At 61.7% G+C, this 13,437-nt stretch carries 11 protein-coding genes; 5 read left to right on the top strand and 6 right to left on the bottom strand.

Going from position 1 to position 13,437, the window contains the following annotated elements; translation table 11 throughout:
- Positions 1–61 precede the first annotated feature (61 nt).
- On the top strand, positions 62–2,407 hold the full coding sequence (locus tag OCL88_RS10110) for a glycoside hydrolase family 3 N-terminal domain-containing protein (RefSeq protein ID WP_264962411.1): 2,346 nt from the start codon (positions 62–64) through the stop codon (positions 2,405–2,407).
- An 18-nt stretch (positions 2,408–2,425) separates the two neighbouring features.
- Here OCL88_RS10110 and OCL88_RS10105 read toward each other — a convergent pair whose 3' ends face one another.
- Positions 2,426–3,115 (bottom strand): hypothetical protein, encoded by a 690-nt coding sequence (locus OCL88_RS10105; RefSeq protein ID WP_264962410.1) that lies wholly within the window; start codon positions 3,113–3,115, stop codon positions 2,426–2,428.
- A 169-nt stretch (positions 3,116–3,284) separates the two neighbouring features.
- On the opposite strand from OCL88_RS10105, the gene OCL88_RS10100 reads away from it, so the two are divergent.
- The 3 genes from OCL88_RS10100 (at position 3,285) to OCL88_RS10090 (ending at position 5,992) form a co-directional block, all read left to right on the top strand.
- Positions 3,285–4,049, top strand: a complete 765-nt coding sequence (locus tag OCL88_RS10100; RefSeq protein WP_264962409.1) for an SDR family oxidoreductase — start codon at positions 3,285–3,287, stop codon at positions 4,047–4,049.
- A gap of 36 nt (positions 4,050–4,085) precedes the next feature.
- Positions 4,086–4,517 carry a VOC family protein gene (locus tag OCL88_RS10095; protein ID WP_264962408.1) on the top strand — a complete coding sequence of 144 codons (432 nt, stop codon included), beginning with the start codon at positions 4,086–4,088 and terminating at the stop codon, positions 4,515–4,517.
- Positions 4,518–4,654: 137 nt separating this feature from the next.
- Complete coding sequence (locus OCL88_RS10090; RefSeq protein ID WP_264962407.1) at positions 4,655–5,992, top strand: amidohydrolase family protein; 1,338 nt, start codon at positions 4,655–4,657, stop codon at positions 5,990–5,992.
- On the opposite strand, the gene OCL88_RS10085 is transcribed toward OCL88_RS10090, so the two are convergent.
- From OCL88_RS10085 to OCL88_RS10065, 5 genes are read right to left on the bottom strand one after another with little or no spacing between them, the layout of a single operon-like run.
- Entirely contained in the window at positions 5,989–6,657 is a 669-nt protein-coding gene (locus OCL88_RS10085) for a YesL family protein (protein WP_264962406.1), read from the bottom strand. The genes OCL88_RS10090 and OCL88_RS10085 overlap by 4 nt on opposite strands.
- Positions 6,658–6,662: 5 nt before the next feature.
- Positions 6,663–8,312: an extracellular solute-binding protein gene (locus OCL88_RS10080; RefSeq protein WP_264962405.1), complete on the bottom strand. Its 1,650-nt coding sequence runs from the start codon at positions 8,310–8,312 to the stop codon at positions 6,663–6,665.
- Between the two features lie 6 nt (positions 8,313–8,318).
- The gene (locus tag OCL88_RS10075) at positions 8,319–9,188 is read right to left on the bottom strand and encodes a carbohydrate ABC transporter permease (protein ID WP_264962427.1); all 870 of its coding nucleotides are present in this window, start codon (positions 9,186–9,188) and stop codon (positions 8,319–8,321) included.
- Positions 9,189–9,229: 41 nt separating this feature from the next.
- A complete protein-coding gene (locus OCL88_RS10070) occupies positions 9,230–10,204 on the bottom strand; it encodes an ABC transporter permease (RefSeq protein WP_021472712.1) in 975 nt (324 codons plus the stop codon).
- Complete coding sequence (locus OCL88_RS10065; RefSeq protein ID WP_021472713.1) at positions 10,195–12,267, bottom strand: beta-galactosidase; 2,073 nt, start codon at positions 12,265–12,267, stop codon at positions 10,195–10,197. Before OCL88_RS10065 ends, OCL88_RS10070 begins: the two co-directional genes overlap by 10 nt.
- Positions 12,268–12,666: 399 nt before the next feature.
- On the opposite strand from OCL88_RS10065, the gene OCL88_RS10060 reads away from it, so the two are divergent.
- Positions 12,667–13,419: an ArsR/SmtB family transcription factor gene (locus OCL88_RS10060; RefSeq protein WP_264962426.1), complete on the top strand. Its 753-nt coding sequence runs from the start codon at positions 12,667–12,669 to the stop codon at positions 13,417–13,419.
- Positions 13,420–13,437: the final 18 nt, after the last annotated feature.

Genomic DNA, 13,437 nt, shown 5'->3' with positions numbered 1-13,437 from the left:
AGAAAGTAAACAGAATTTTCTGATACTTTCTAAAAATCACCGCCAACTACAGGGAGAACCCATGAGCAGCGGCGCTGCCGAAAAGCAAACACTCGCCCGCGTTCCCGCCGAGGACGTAGTGGACTACCTCATCGCGGAAATGACGCTCGAAGAGAAGCTCGCACAACTGGCCGGCGTGTGGGTCAACGCCTCTACGGACGGCGATTCGGTGGCTCCTTTGCAGAGCCAGATGGCCGGTGATCTCCGCTCGTGGGAGGAAGTCATCGCGAACGGGCTGGGCCAAATTACCCGCATGTATGGGACCGTCCCGCTGGAGCCCTTGGACGGTGCCCGGCGGTTGGCCAGTGCGCAGGAGCAGATCATTGCCGCGTCGCGCTTTGGAATCCCCGCGCAGGTACATGAAGAATGCTTGGCGGGACTGGCGGCGTGGAAGGCTACCGCTTTTCCGGTCCCCCTGGCGTGGGGAGCCACTTTCAACCCTGACCTGGTCAAGGAAATGGCCCGACGCATCGGAACCAGCATGAAAGCGCTCGGAGTCCATCAGGGGTTGGCTCCCGTCCTTGACGTCGTCCGGGACCTCCGTTGGGGCCGGGTGGAGGAAACCATCGGTGAGGATCCATACCTGGTTGGCACGGTTGCCACGGCCTACGTCCAAGGACTCGAGTCCACCGGAATCGTTTCCACCCTGAAACACTTTGTGGGCTACTCCGCTTCCCGGGCCGGGCGCAACCACGCACCGGTTTCCATGGGGCCGCGCGAATTGGCTGACGTGATGCTGCCACCGTTCGAAATGGCCATCCGGCACGGCGGCGCCCGTTCCGTCATGCACGCCTATACCGACGTCGACGGCGTACCGGCCGCCGCGAACCGCGCCCTTCTGACCGGGCTGCTTCGTGAGGAATGGGGTTTTTCTGGACCCGTGGTGGCTGACTACTTCGGAATCGCGTTCCTGGACGTCACCCACGGGGTAGCCGCTGACCCCGGTGAGGCTGCCGTCCTGGCGCTGACTGCCGGCGTCGACGTTGAGCTCCCAACGGTGAATTGCTATGGCGAACCCTTGCTTCGGAAAGTCCGCGAAGGATCCATCGCTGAGTCGGTCGTGGACGAAGCGCTCCGGCGGGTGCTGCGGCAAAAAGCCGAACTCGGCCTCCTCTCACCCGGCTTCAGCGCCGCTCCGGCCGCACTTTCCGGAACGGTGGACCTCGATCCCCCTCAAGACCGCGCCCTGGCACGGGAGCTGGCAGTGCAGTCCCTGGTGTTGCTGAGCAACAGGAACCACAACGGCACGCCCGCCCTGCCCCTTTCTGCGCCAGGCTCCGTAGGAGTAGTTGGTCCGCTGGCCGATGATCCCTTTGCCATGCTGGGGTGCTACTCGTTCGATGCCCACGTAGGCGCCTCGCACCCCGACGTGCCAATGGGCATTTCGATTCCTTCCGTGGCCGGAGTAGCCCGTGAGCGATTCGGCTCCACGCGGGTTGCGGTCACAGGGAACTGCGAATCGGCAAGCAATGAACAGATCGCTGAGGCCTGCGCACTTGCCGCCTCAGTGGAGACCTGTGTTGTGGTGGTGGGCGACAACGCCGGTCTCTTCGGCAGGGGCACGTCAGGCGAAGGGAATGACGCCGCGGACCTCCGACTGCCCGGAGACCAGCACTCAATGCTGGACAGCATCCTGAGCGCCTGCGCCGAATCCGGAACCCGGTCGGTGGTGGTGGTCCTTAGCGGCCGGCCGTACGCTCTCGGGGCCTTCGTGGACCGCGCGGACGCGATCGTCCAAGGCTTCTTCCCTGGCGAAGAGGGAGGCGAGGCACTCTGGGACGTACTCACCGGCGTCGTGAATCCATCCGGCAAACTGCCGGTTTCAATTCCCAGCTCCCCCGGCGGCCAACCCGGCACCTACTTCCATTCGAAACTGGCAGGCCGCACAGAGGTCAGCGCCCTTGACCCTTCTCCCTTGTACGGATTCGGTCATGGCCTGTCATACACAGGTTTCGAACTGTCAACCCACCGCTGCAGCGCGCCGACCATGCCGACGACGGGCACGGTCACTGTCAGCTGCACGGTCACCAACACCGGACCCCGCGGCGGAGCCGAGATTGTCCAGCTGTACTTGGAAGACCCGGTGGCCGAAGTGGTCCGACCCGTGTGTGAGCTGATCGGTTATGCCCGGGTGGAGCTGGCCGCGGGCGCATCGGCCACCGTGGACTTCGTGGTCCATGCCGATCGCACATCGTTCACTGGCGTGGACCTTTCCCGGGTTGTGACTCCCGGGCTGGTCAGGCTCCGCGTAGGAACGTCCAGCAAAGGCAACTCAGCAACCCACGAGGTGATCCTGCACGGCCCGCGTCGAGTGGTCGGCTTTGACCGTGAGATGTTGACGCCGGTGAAAATTCGCCATGACGGGTAAGCGAGGGGCCCCGCGGGCCTAGGCCATCTGAGCGTCCGCCTCCGGATCGCGCCTGGCGTCGATCATCCCGGCCACCTTTGCTTCCAGCGCAGCCAGCGTAACGTCGGGCAGCACGATCAGGCCATCAAGCTCTTTACGGGCACGCTTGTAGGCCGTCTGGCGCTCGGCGGGCGTCGCGGCAACGTCCTCGGCGATCCTCAACAGCTTCCGTGCCGTGGCCAATCGATCGCGTTCGGGGCCGGTGAAGTTGGCGTCCTTGATGCGCTTGGCTTCGTGCTCGGCAATTTCGAAGGCGATCTCGTAGCTGCGGACCGCCGACCGGTATTCGGCGAGCCTTGCCGCCGTCGTGATGTCCGCAGCCGCCGCTGGACGCAGGCCGTCGGCTTCTTTCTTGGCCCGCAGGAAAGCTACGGTCAGCGGCTCCCGCACATCACTCATCAGCGGATAGTCGATGAGCTTTCCAACGTCCAGTTCATAGTCGAGCCACTTGTGGTTCACGGCGTCGTGAGCGGCCATGAGGACCGCGACCTCGGCTTGGCTTGCCTGCTCCGCAACCACCTGCTGGTTCTTCAACGTGTACAGCTCCACCTTGCGACGGTGGCGGCGCTCGTTGGCCTTGGAGATCGACTTGGCCCACCCGCCGGCCATGCCGCCAAAGACGAAAACCAGCCACCAATAATTGCCAAGGAAGTTGAAAAGGGGTTCCACAGAGCCATCCTCCCACCTGCTCTCAACACCCAACAACCCGCAGCCTCAGGGCGGCAAGCACGCTTCCAAGCAGGAGTTCTTCTTATGCTCGGTACGTCAAAGCGTTAGTTTGACTGGTCGCTCGGTACGCTTCGTAGAACAACCGTCACCCGCATGGAAGGACACCATCGTGCCCAACACGAACGGCCACAACGACGTGGCAACCTCGGCAACCGCCCCGCAGCTCAACGTAGTCGTGGCCGGTTCCACCAGCGCTGCAGGGCAAGCGGTGGTCAAGGCGCTCGTAGCGCTGGGAGCGCGGGTGGCCGCTGTCGATCTCGACGCCTCGCGCCTTGAAGCGCTTGCGGAAGACCTCGACGGCGTGACGCCCTACACGTGCAATCTCGCCAACCGCGAGGCAGTGGAAAAGCTTGCGGCCTCGGTCCGCAATGACCTTGGGCACGTGGACGGACTCATCCACCTGGTGGGCGGCTGGCGTGGCGGCGAAGGCATCACGGGCCAGAAAGATGAGGACTGGGACATCCTCCACACCAGCATCATGACCACATTGCGCAACACCTCGCGCGCTTTCTACGCCGACCTGGAAGCGTCCCCGCGAGGCAGGCTGGCAATCGTGTCGGCCACGAGCGCGGCCAAGCCCACGGCGGGCGGCGCAGCGTACTCGGCCATCAAGGCAGCCTCGGAAGCGTGGGTCCTGGGAGTTGCAGACGGCTTCAACGCAGCCCAGTCCGGCCACAAAACCGAGCCCAAGGAACAGACCTCGGCAGCGACCGTGTTCGTCGTGAAGGCACTGTTGGATGACGCCATGAAGGAAGCGGCCCCGCACCGGAAATTCCCAGGCTACACGCACGTCAACGAGCTGGCCGAACACATCGCGGCGCTCTTCGCCGCTCCCGCGGCGGACATCAACGGCACCCGCCAGCACCTCAGCTAGCCTCCGCAGCGGGACCTACGGACTACCATTGCCCGCATGGACCAGCGACTGCACTTCATCACGTTTGCCACGCAGGACCTCAACCGGGCCCGGACCTTCTACCAGGACGGGCTCGGTTGGGAGCCCCTCCTGGATGTGCCCGGGGAGATCATCTTCTTCCAGGTTGCGCCCGGGCAGGTACTGGGCCTCTTCGACGCCGGGAAATTCGACCAGGACCTCGCCTCAGGCACAACAACCGCCGGCGTCAGCGGGGTGACCCTTTCGCACAACGTCGGAAGCCAGGAAGAAGTGGTCGCCACCATCGAGGAGCTCGTCGCAGCCGGCGGCACCGTACTGAAGCCCGCGCAGGCAGGGGCATTCGGAGGCATCTTCCACGGGCACGTCCAGGATCCGAACGGCATCGTGTGGGAAATCGGCTACAACCCCGGCTGGAGGATCGAGGAGGACGGTACGGTAGTCTTCGGCTGATTGGCATACCAAATTACCCTTCGGCTTCTGAGTTTTTCACCTGAAGCTTGCATTTCCGCATCGACTTCCTGCAATCTGGAATACCAAAATGGAACCCATGACCATTGCGTTCCGGCATTTCCTCCAGGAGTACAACGATGTGCAACCACGACCACACCTCAGCACCCACGCCAAAAAGTGAGCTGCCCCGCCGCGGAGTCCTCGCCGGAGCTGCCGCGCTGGCAGGAATCTCGGTAGCCGGGCTCGCCGCCCAGATGGTCTCGGCTCCCCCGGCCCTGGCCTACAACCCCAATTCAGGCCCGAACTACCCGGGCAAGCCCCTCACCACCCAGGCCCTGATCATCGAAGGCGGAACGGTGGTCGACCCCAAGACCGGCGACGCCGTGGCTGACGGCGTCGTGGTTCTCGACGGCGGCAAAGTGGCTGCCGTCGGCAGCCGCGACGAAACGCGCAAGGCCGTTGCCGCCGTCGTGCAGCGTGCCCGTGTCCTCAACGCAACGGGTCGGTGGGTCCTTCCCGGCCTTGTGGACGCGCACGTCCATGCCAACGCGCTGGCCGATGCCCGGCTCCTGCTCCAAAGCGGCGCCACCAGCGTCCGCAGCGGTTCAAGCTCCTTCTACCAGGACATCGCTTTGGCTGCCGTACCGTCCTGGTCTCCGGGCATCTCGCCACGCATGACAGCCGCCGGCCTCTTCATTTCACCGGACCAGGGCGACTCGCTGTTGGCCGACCCGGACCTGGCCCCCTTGGCGATGCTCAAGAACGGCGTGACGGAGACCCAGGACCTGGCCTACCTCACCCGGGTCAACATTAAACGCGGCGCTGAAGTGATCAAGACCCGGGCCAACCCGCGGGCGGGCCTTCCCGAGCAGGACCCCCGCGAACTGGTGTACGACGTGGAGCAGATCGGGGCAATCGTCAAAGCCGCCAAGGGCGCCGGAGTGCTCTGCCACGCGTACAGTGCCGAAGGCATCGACGGCGCAGTCCGGGCCGGCGTGCGCAGCATTGAACACGGTGTGTTCGTCAGCGAAGCAACCATCCAGGACATGGCCCGCCGCGGAACGTACTTCACCCCCACCATGGATGCGATCACCAGCATGGCCACGTCCGCCAACCCGATCCTCGCAGCCCGGGGCAAGGAGTACACGCCCATCCTGCAGGCTGCCGTGCGGGCTGCCAAGGACGCGGGCGTGACGATCATTGCCGGTACCGACTCCTTTGGTACCGACGTCACTCCGATCGGTACGGAGGTCCGTTTGCTGTCGGAGGCCGGCCTGACCCCGGTGGAAGCCTTGCAGGCCGCCACCACCAACGCCGCACGGCTGCTTGGCCGTGGCGACGCCGTCGGCCGCCTGGTCCGGGGCTCGCTCGCCGACGTCGTCATTGTCGACGCCGATCCCCTGACCGACGGTTCGGCGCTCGAGAAGGTGAGCACCGTCGTCGCACAAGGCGCAGTGGTGCGCACCAACCTCTAGTCGGCTGCCTCCGTGAATTTGGTTTCCACCAGCTTCAGCAGCGGTTTGGAGTTTAAGCACAGCAGGTACGACACCGGCCCTGCCGTAAAGGGCACCAACCACGCCGTGGTCGCCAAAAGGACGAAGCACCAAACAAACAAAATCCCTGCGTTGCCCAGCGAAACCCGCTTATTCGCCGCCATGCTGTAGATGGATAGCCGGTAGATGTCCGTTGTCCGGAAACCGAACCGCGATACCAGAGCCATCGCATGCACCGCAGCTGTGCCCACCATGATGCCCAGTCCCACCAGCCCTACCCGGGCAGCAACCGCCTCAAGGTTGCTGCCCGGAAGGCTGATGAGATTGCCCGCGATGACCGTGAGCAATGCCAGGTACGGCAGCCACACCAGCAAAGACTGTCCAAAGTCCCGTCGGTAGGACCGGAGGAAGTCGCTGAACACGCTGGAGTCTTCGCCCGCCAGGAGCCGATTGAAGGCATAGCAGGCAGCAACGACGGAAGGGCCAGTCAGGGCGAAACCTGCCAATGCCAGCGGCCCCAACAGCGGCGTGGCAAGGACCAAAACGTTCGTCAGCAGCAACAGGCCGCTGCACACCATCACGCCGTATACAACGCCCGCAGCTTTGAACAGCACTCCTGAACCGAACTCCGCCTTGGTGGCTGACATGGGTCCTACTTCTTGTCCGCGTACGCCTTATAGGCCTTGTTGGCGAGGTCCACGTACTTGGTCATGCCCTTGCTGTCGAGTTCCTTGGTGTACGCATCAAACTCCCCGAGCGGGCGCTGGCCGGTGATGAACTTGAGGGTGTTCTGCTTGACGTGGTCCTTGAGCGGGGTCAATGCGAGGGTGGCTTGCTCCCGGTCCACATCGTTGAACGGAACAGGCGGCGCAACCGGACGCGGTGTCTTGGACTTCATCGCTTCCTGGAACGCGAGTTCCTCGTCGTTGAACGTCGATTGCAACAGATCAGTTGTTCCGCCATACGCGAAGTTGCCCCCGGAGAAGCCGTAGTCCACGCGCAGGTCCTTGGTACCTGATGGGTTAAGGCCTTGGAAGTTGATATCTGCAGCGAGCTTCCTCTTGCCGCCTTCCTTGGTGTACGTCGTGCCCTCCACGCCCCACTTGCTGAATTCCTGGCCGGCGTCGCTGTAGAACAACCAGTCGATGTACTGGATGAGGGCCACAAAGCTGTCCTTGTCCTTCACCGAGGAATTCAGCATGATGCCGTTCTCCAGGCGGGTGCCACCGATGATGTCGCCGGCAGGTCCGGAAGGTACCGTGATCTTGCTGATTTCGAAGTTGCCCTTGCCAAGGGACTGCTCCATGGACGTCCTGTAGGTGATCACGTTCTGCGAGTTCGCGCTGATCACGAACGACTTGCCTGAGACGAACTTCTGGATGGCTGCGTCATCGGTTTGGGTGAAGCTTTCCGGATCCATGAGGCCCTCGGACACAAGTGAGTTGAAGTACGTTGCCAGTTCCTTGAACTTGTCCGAACCTCCGGCGAAGGCAAACTGCTTCTTGTCCTGGTCAAAGAGGAGACCGTCAACCAGGCCCCACCCCGCCACCGTGCCGAAAGATGGCGCCGCAATGTTCAGGACGCTGTCGCCCTTGAACCGGTCGGAGAAAGGCACGACGTCGGGATAGGACTTCTTGAGCGACCGCAGGACCTCGCGAAGTTCGTCCCAGGTCTTCGGTTCGGACAGGCCTTCCTTCTTGAGGATGTCTTGACGGAAGCACAGGGAGTAATCGGGCCAGAGTTCCTCGTGGAGGCCCGGGAGGACGTAGTACTTGCCGTCTTCCTGGGTCAGTGCTTCGATTTCCGGCTCAAGCTTCCACTTCTTGACCTTGTCCTGGAAGTGGGGCATCAGGTCCACGTAGTCACTGACGGGAAGCACTGCTCCGGCCGATACGAACGCTGCTTCCTGGCCGGGGTAGGTCTTGGCGATAATTTCAGGTGCGCTACCCGAGCTGATGAGAAGGCTGCGCTTCTGTTCGTAGTCGCTGTTGGGAACAATGGTGGGTTCCAGGGTGACGTTGTTGTCGCTGGCCATCTTGGTGAAGAGCAGCCAGTCCTTCTTGTACGGGTAGGTGGGCTGATCCGAGAAAAGGAACGTAAACGTCAACGGCTCCGTCGCCCTGAAGGTGTCCCCCACCCCGAAACTGTCCATGGCGCCCTTGCGGGACTTCGAGGTGTCCACTTTCTCTTCACCGCCCTCGTCACAGGCGGTCATGACCAGGCCGATCGTGACGACGGACGCGAGCCCAAGGAAATCCCGCCTACGGAGTTGGCGTTTGGTGATCATTGCTTGTCCTTTCATGAGGGGTTATTCCTTGACGGAACCGAGCATCACGCCCGAGAAGAAGTACTTCTGGACGAAGGGATAGACGCAAAGGATTGGTATGACGGTCAGGACGATGGTGACCGACTGGATGTTGGCGGCGATCTGGCCGACGTTCTCGGCCGTGCCTCCCGCCGATCCGGCTGTGGTGACTCCGGCGATCATGTTGCGGAGGTAGATCGTGACGGGAAAGAGGTCCGGGTTGTCCAGGTAAAGGAATGCCTGGAACCAGGAGTTCCAGTTGGCCACGGCGTAGAACAGCACCATGGTGGCCACAATCGCCTTACTCAACGGCAGCACAACTTTGAACAGGATCCCGTACTGGGTCAGCCCGTCAATGGACGCAGCTTCCTCCAGCTCCCTCGGCATGTTCTCGAAGAACGACTTCATGATCAGCAAATTGAAGACGCTGATGGCGTTCGGCAACACCACGGCCCAAATGGTGTCCCGCATTCCGAGGGAACTGATCAGCACGTAGTTGGGGATGAGGCCACCGTTGAAGAACATGGTGAACACGGCCAGACCAATGAAGACGCTGCGGCCCTTCAAGTCCTTCTTTGCTATGGCGTAGGCAAAAGATGTGGTCAGGACCATCGAGATGGCAGTGGCCACCACCGTGTAGAGAACCGTATTGCCGTAGTTCGTCCAGAAGGCCGAGTCAGCCAGGATCAGCTTGTACGTCTCCGTGTTGAAGCCCATCGGAAACAGGTTGACCTGCCCGGAGTTTATGAACCCCTCGCTGGAAAACGACTGCGCAATGATGTTGAGGAACGGGTATGCCGTAAGAAAAACCATCAGGATCAGGAACAACAGGTTGAAAGCCCTGAAGACCTTCATACCGGTGGAAACCTGCATTTCACTCAAGAGGACGCCGCGATCGGCGGAGACAGACTTTTTCACCACAGGCTCGTTCCTGCGACGCGCTTTGAAATGGCGTTCGCTGAGAGGATCAGCGTGAGGCCGATGACGGATTCAAACATTCCGATCGCGGCGGCATAGCTGAAATTGCTGGATTCCAGGCCCACCCGGTAGAGGTAGGTGGAGATGACGTCCGACGTTGCGTAGTTCAACGGGTTGTAGATGAGCAGGATCTTCTCGAAGCCCACCGCCATGAACGTGCCGATGTTGAGGATCAGCAGGGTGATGATGGTGGGCCTGATGGCCGGCAGCGTCACATGCCACGTCTGTTGCCAACGGTTTGCCCCGTCGATCCGGGCTGCCTCGTACAGCGATTCGTCCACCCGTGTCAGTGCGGCGAGGTAGAGGATGGCGCCCCATCCCATGGTCTGCCACACCTCGGAGCTGATGTACATGGGACGGAACCAGTTGGGGTCCTGGGTGAAGTTCACCGAGGTGCCGAACAATGCTTCCGAAATCTGGTTGACGGTGCCCGTCATGGAGAAGTTCTGCAGAATCATCCCGGCAATAATCACCACGGACATGAAGTGCGGGAGATAGGCCACCGTTTGCACGAACTTCTTGAACTTTTGGGACCGTAGCTCATTCAGCATCAGCGCAAAGATGATGGGCATGGGGAAGCAGAAGGCCAAGGTCAGAACACCCAGGACGATCGTGTTCTGGAATGCCTGCCAAAAGCTGGGGTCGTTGATGAACAGGGTGATGTATTTGAACCCCACCCACTTCTCGCCAAAGATGTTGCCGCCCGGCTGGAACTGGCGGAAGGCGATGACGTTTCCGGCCATGGGCAGGTACCGGAACACGAGGAAGTACACCAGTGGTAGCGCTAACAACGTGTACAGTCGCCAGTCCCTCTTGAAGGCCAACTTCCAGCTGCCTGGCTTGTCGCGTTTCTTCCCCGGCCGCTTTTCATCAACAACCGCGGCGGGTGGAACGTCCAATCTCAGTGCCATGCGGGTGCTCCTGTCTTGAGGATCAGTACGCCATTCGCTCCGACCTCCACCGCCCCTCGAACGGGACTGTCAGTGAAAACGTCGGTTCCGCCGTCGTTCACCTCTACGGTGACGGGAGCGTCATTGTGGTTGAGGACAAAAAGGAAGCTGTTAACCTTGCCGTCAGGCGTGGTGCTGGTACGACGACGGACCTGCACTCCTGTGGGCACGTCCAGGACGGCGGTTATGCCGGCGGTCCGGAGGACGTCAGCAAGCAGCTGCTGCAACAAGCCGTCCTCCACCCTCGCGGAGATATACATCGCAGTTCCGGCACCAACGGTATTTTTGGTAACTGCAGGCATTCCGGAAAGCCGGCCGGAGGCGTAGCTCGCAACGACTTCCGCCGTTTCGGCGTGCACATGCTCAGTCCAGTAGTCCGCGGAGGACGTGCCGCCGTCGAACGTTGCCAGCTTGACCAGATCTTCCGTTTCGGCGAGCGGGTGCATCTCCTCGCTCCAGGCACCCAGTACGTCGCGGAGGGCGCCGGGGTAGCCGCCCAAGCGGATCGAGTTGTTCTCGTCAACGATTCCGGACAGGTAGGAAACCACCAGGCGTCCCCCGGAAGCGACATACTGCTCAAACCGGGAAGCGGAAGCATCGGTCAGCAGGTATGAGGCGGGCATGAGGACGACGTCGTAAGGGGAAAGGTCGCTGTTCGTGTTGACGAAATCCACCGCGACGTTGGCTTCGAAAAGGGGCCGGTAGAAGCGCAGGACCTCTTGCGGATAATTCAGGTCCGAGCGGGGCGAATTGCCCAACTCCAGCGCCCACCAGCAATCCCAGTCGAAGACAATGGCCACCCTTGCCTCTGAACGGGATCCGGTGACCTCGCCGAGCGCCTTCAACTCCTGGCCAAGCTGGCATACTTCGCGGAAGATCCGCGTGTTGGGGCCGGCGTGGCTGACCATGGCCGAGTGATAGCGCTCGGTTCCGCCCTTGGCTTGGCGCCACTGGAAGAACAGGATCCCGTCAGCACCCTGCGCTATGGCCTGGTACGAGCCGAGCCTCATCGTTCCGGGGAGCTTGGAGACATTGATTGACCACTGGCTGACCGCGCCGGTCGCTTGCTCCATCACCATCCATGGCTGGCCATGGCGGAGGGACCTCATGAGGTCGAAATTCAGTGCGGCCGCTACATGGGCATCGACTTCCCGCGGGTCGGGGTAGATATCCAAGGCGGCGGCGTCCTCTTCGGCCGCCCATGCCCAATAGTCGTTGGTCTTGTAGAAGCGCATGAAGTTGGTGACGATCGGAAGGTCCGGCGTGTGACGGCGGAGGATGTCCCGTTCAGCCTTGAAATGCTCCAGCATGCTGTGCGACGTAAAGCGGTGGAAGTCCAGTCGACGCGACGGGTTGGACCAGGTGCGTGGCTGTTCCGGAACCCGGACTTGGCTCCACTCCGTGTACAGCTGACCCCACACGCTGGTGCTCCACGCATCGTTCAGGTGATCGATCGAGCCATACTTTTCCTGCAACCAGGCGCGGAAGGCGTCTTCAGCCCACGGACCATAAGACGTGGGGCCGTATTCGTTGCCCACGTGCCACATGCGCAGCGCCGGATGCGAGGCATAGCGCTCCCCCATTTTCTCCGTGAGCTCCAACGACTTTGCCCGGTAAACAGGATGGGACACGTCAAAGTGCTGGCGCGACCCGAAGCCGAAGATACTGCCGTCCGCCCTCTCCGGCATGATGTCCGGATACTGCTGCACAAGCCAGGCTGGAGGGACAGCGTCCGGAGTCGCCAAGTCCACCCCGATGCCGTGGGCGTGCATGAGATCCATAACCTCATCCAGCCAGTCGAAGTCGAAGATGCCGTCCGCTGTTTCCAAGCGGCTCCAGGAGAACACGGCCAACGTCACCAGGTTCACCCCCGCTTGCTTCATGAGTTCGGCGTCCTCGCGCCACACCTCCCGCGGCCATTGTTCCGGGTTGTAGTCACCCCCGTAGGCAATGCCGCCGAGTCGATCATGCATCCGTTTGAGGCGCTCTTCAGCCTGCAGTAAATCTCCCGGGTGGATGGTCATCTTTGTCCTTCGATAGGGCGTCGTCGCCCCGAAGCTTCAGTGCGACCTGCATCACAGAGAGAAACTATCGTAAAGTTTACGAGATAACAACAGCCAGTTTCGAAGCAATTGTCCGGCCTCAGTTCGGTGGTGGGCAGTCCTCTGGTGGGCTTTGAGAGTGCCCGAGCACGTCTGTGGCCGCGTCGAGGGATGCACTGTTTTCGGCGCACTCTCGGAAACTTTCCATGATCGCAGCCCTGGGTGGGCCTTCGCCGAGTTCGCGGGAAACGTGCCAGGACCTACGTAGGGACCGGCGTCCACGGACGCTTCCAGCGAACTCGGCCCCGCGAAGGGAACGCGCCGGGGAACCCGAAGAGAAACCGTTGACATGTGACTAAATGGTCACCTATTGTGGGCCTCATGGACCTCGTGTTCAAAGCCCTCGCTGATCCAACCCGTCGGGAATTGCTGGACGAGTTGTTCCGCGAGGACGGGCAGACCCTCTCTGTCCTCGGATCCCGGTTCGAGATGACCCGTTTCGGCATCGCCAAGCACCTCAAGCTGCTGGAAGAGGCAGGCCTTGTGGTGACCCGCCGTCGGGGGCGTGAAAAGCTGCACTTCCTGAATCCGGTACCCATCCGACTCATCCACGATCGTTGGGTGAGCAAATATGCGGAACCATGGGCCGCTGCCCTCAGCGACCTCAAATCCAGATTGGAAAGTCCCATGGAAAAGATCTTCGAGATTTACATCAAGACCACCCCGGAGCGGCTCTGGGAGGCCATCACCACCAGCGAGATCCGCAGCAAGTACCAGTTCGGAAACACCATTACGTCGGATTGGACCCCTGGCGGGAAGTTCCAGATGCACAACGTGAAAGCGGATGCCCCTCTAGGCGAGGGTGAGAACATCGAGGTGGATCCCCCGCGCCGGCTGGTTCAGACCATGACCGCACTGTGGGGCGAGGACGTGAAGGCTGAAGGCACGTCGCGCATCACGTGGGAGATCGAGCCGGTGGGCGACTCGTGCCATCTCACCGTGACGCACGATCAACTCCGCGAAGGCGCCAACGACCAGCTGTACGGCGGCTGGCCCATGATTCTCTCCGGCTTGAAGACCTGGCTGGAAACCGGCGAAACCCTGACTACCCCTGGCTCGCTGATGTACGCCTGAACAGCCCGTGAACAATCG

The organism is Paenarthrobacter sp. PAE-2 (genome assembly GCF_026013155.1).
Classification (GTDB): Bacteria; Actinomycetota; Actinomycetes; order Actinomycetales; family Micrococcaceae; genus Arthrobacter; species Arthrobacter ureafaciens.
Note: the sequence above shows the minus strand (reverse complement) of the source record. Positions and strands in the feature narration are given on the sequence as shown.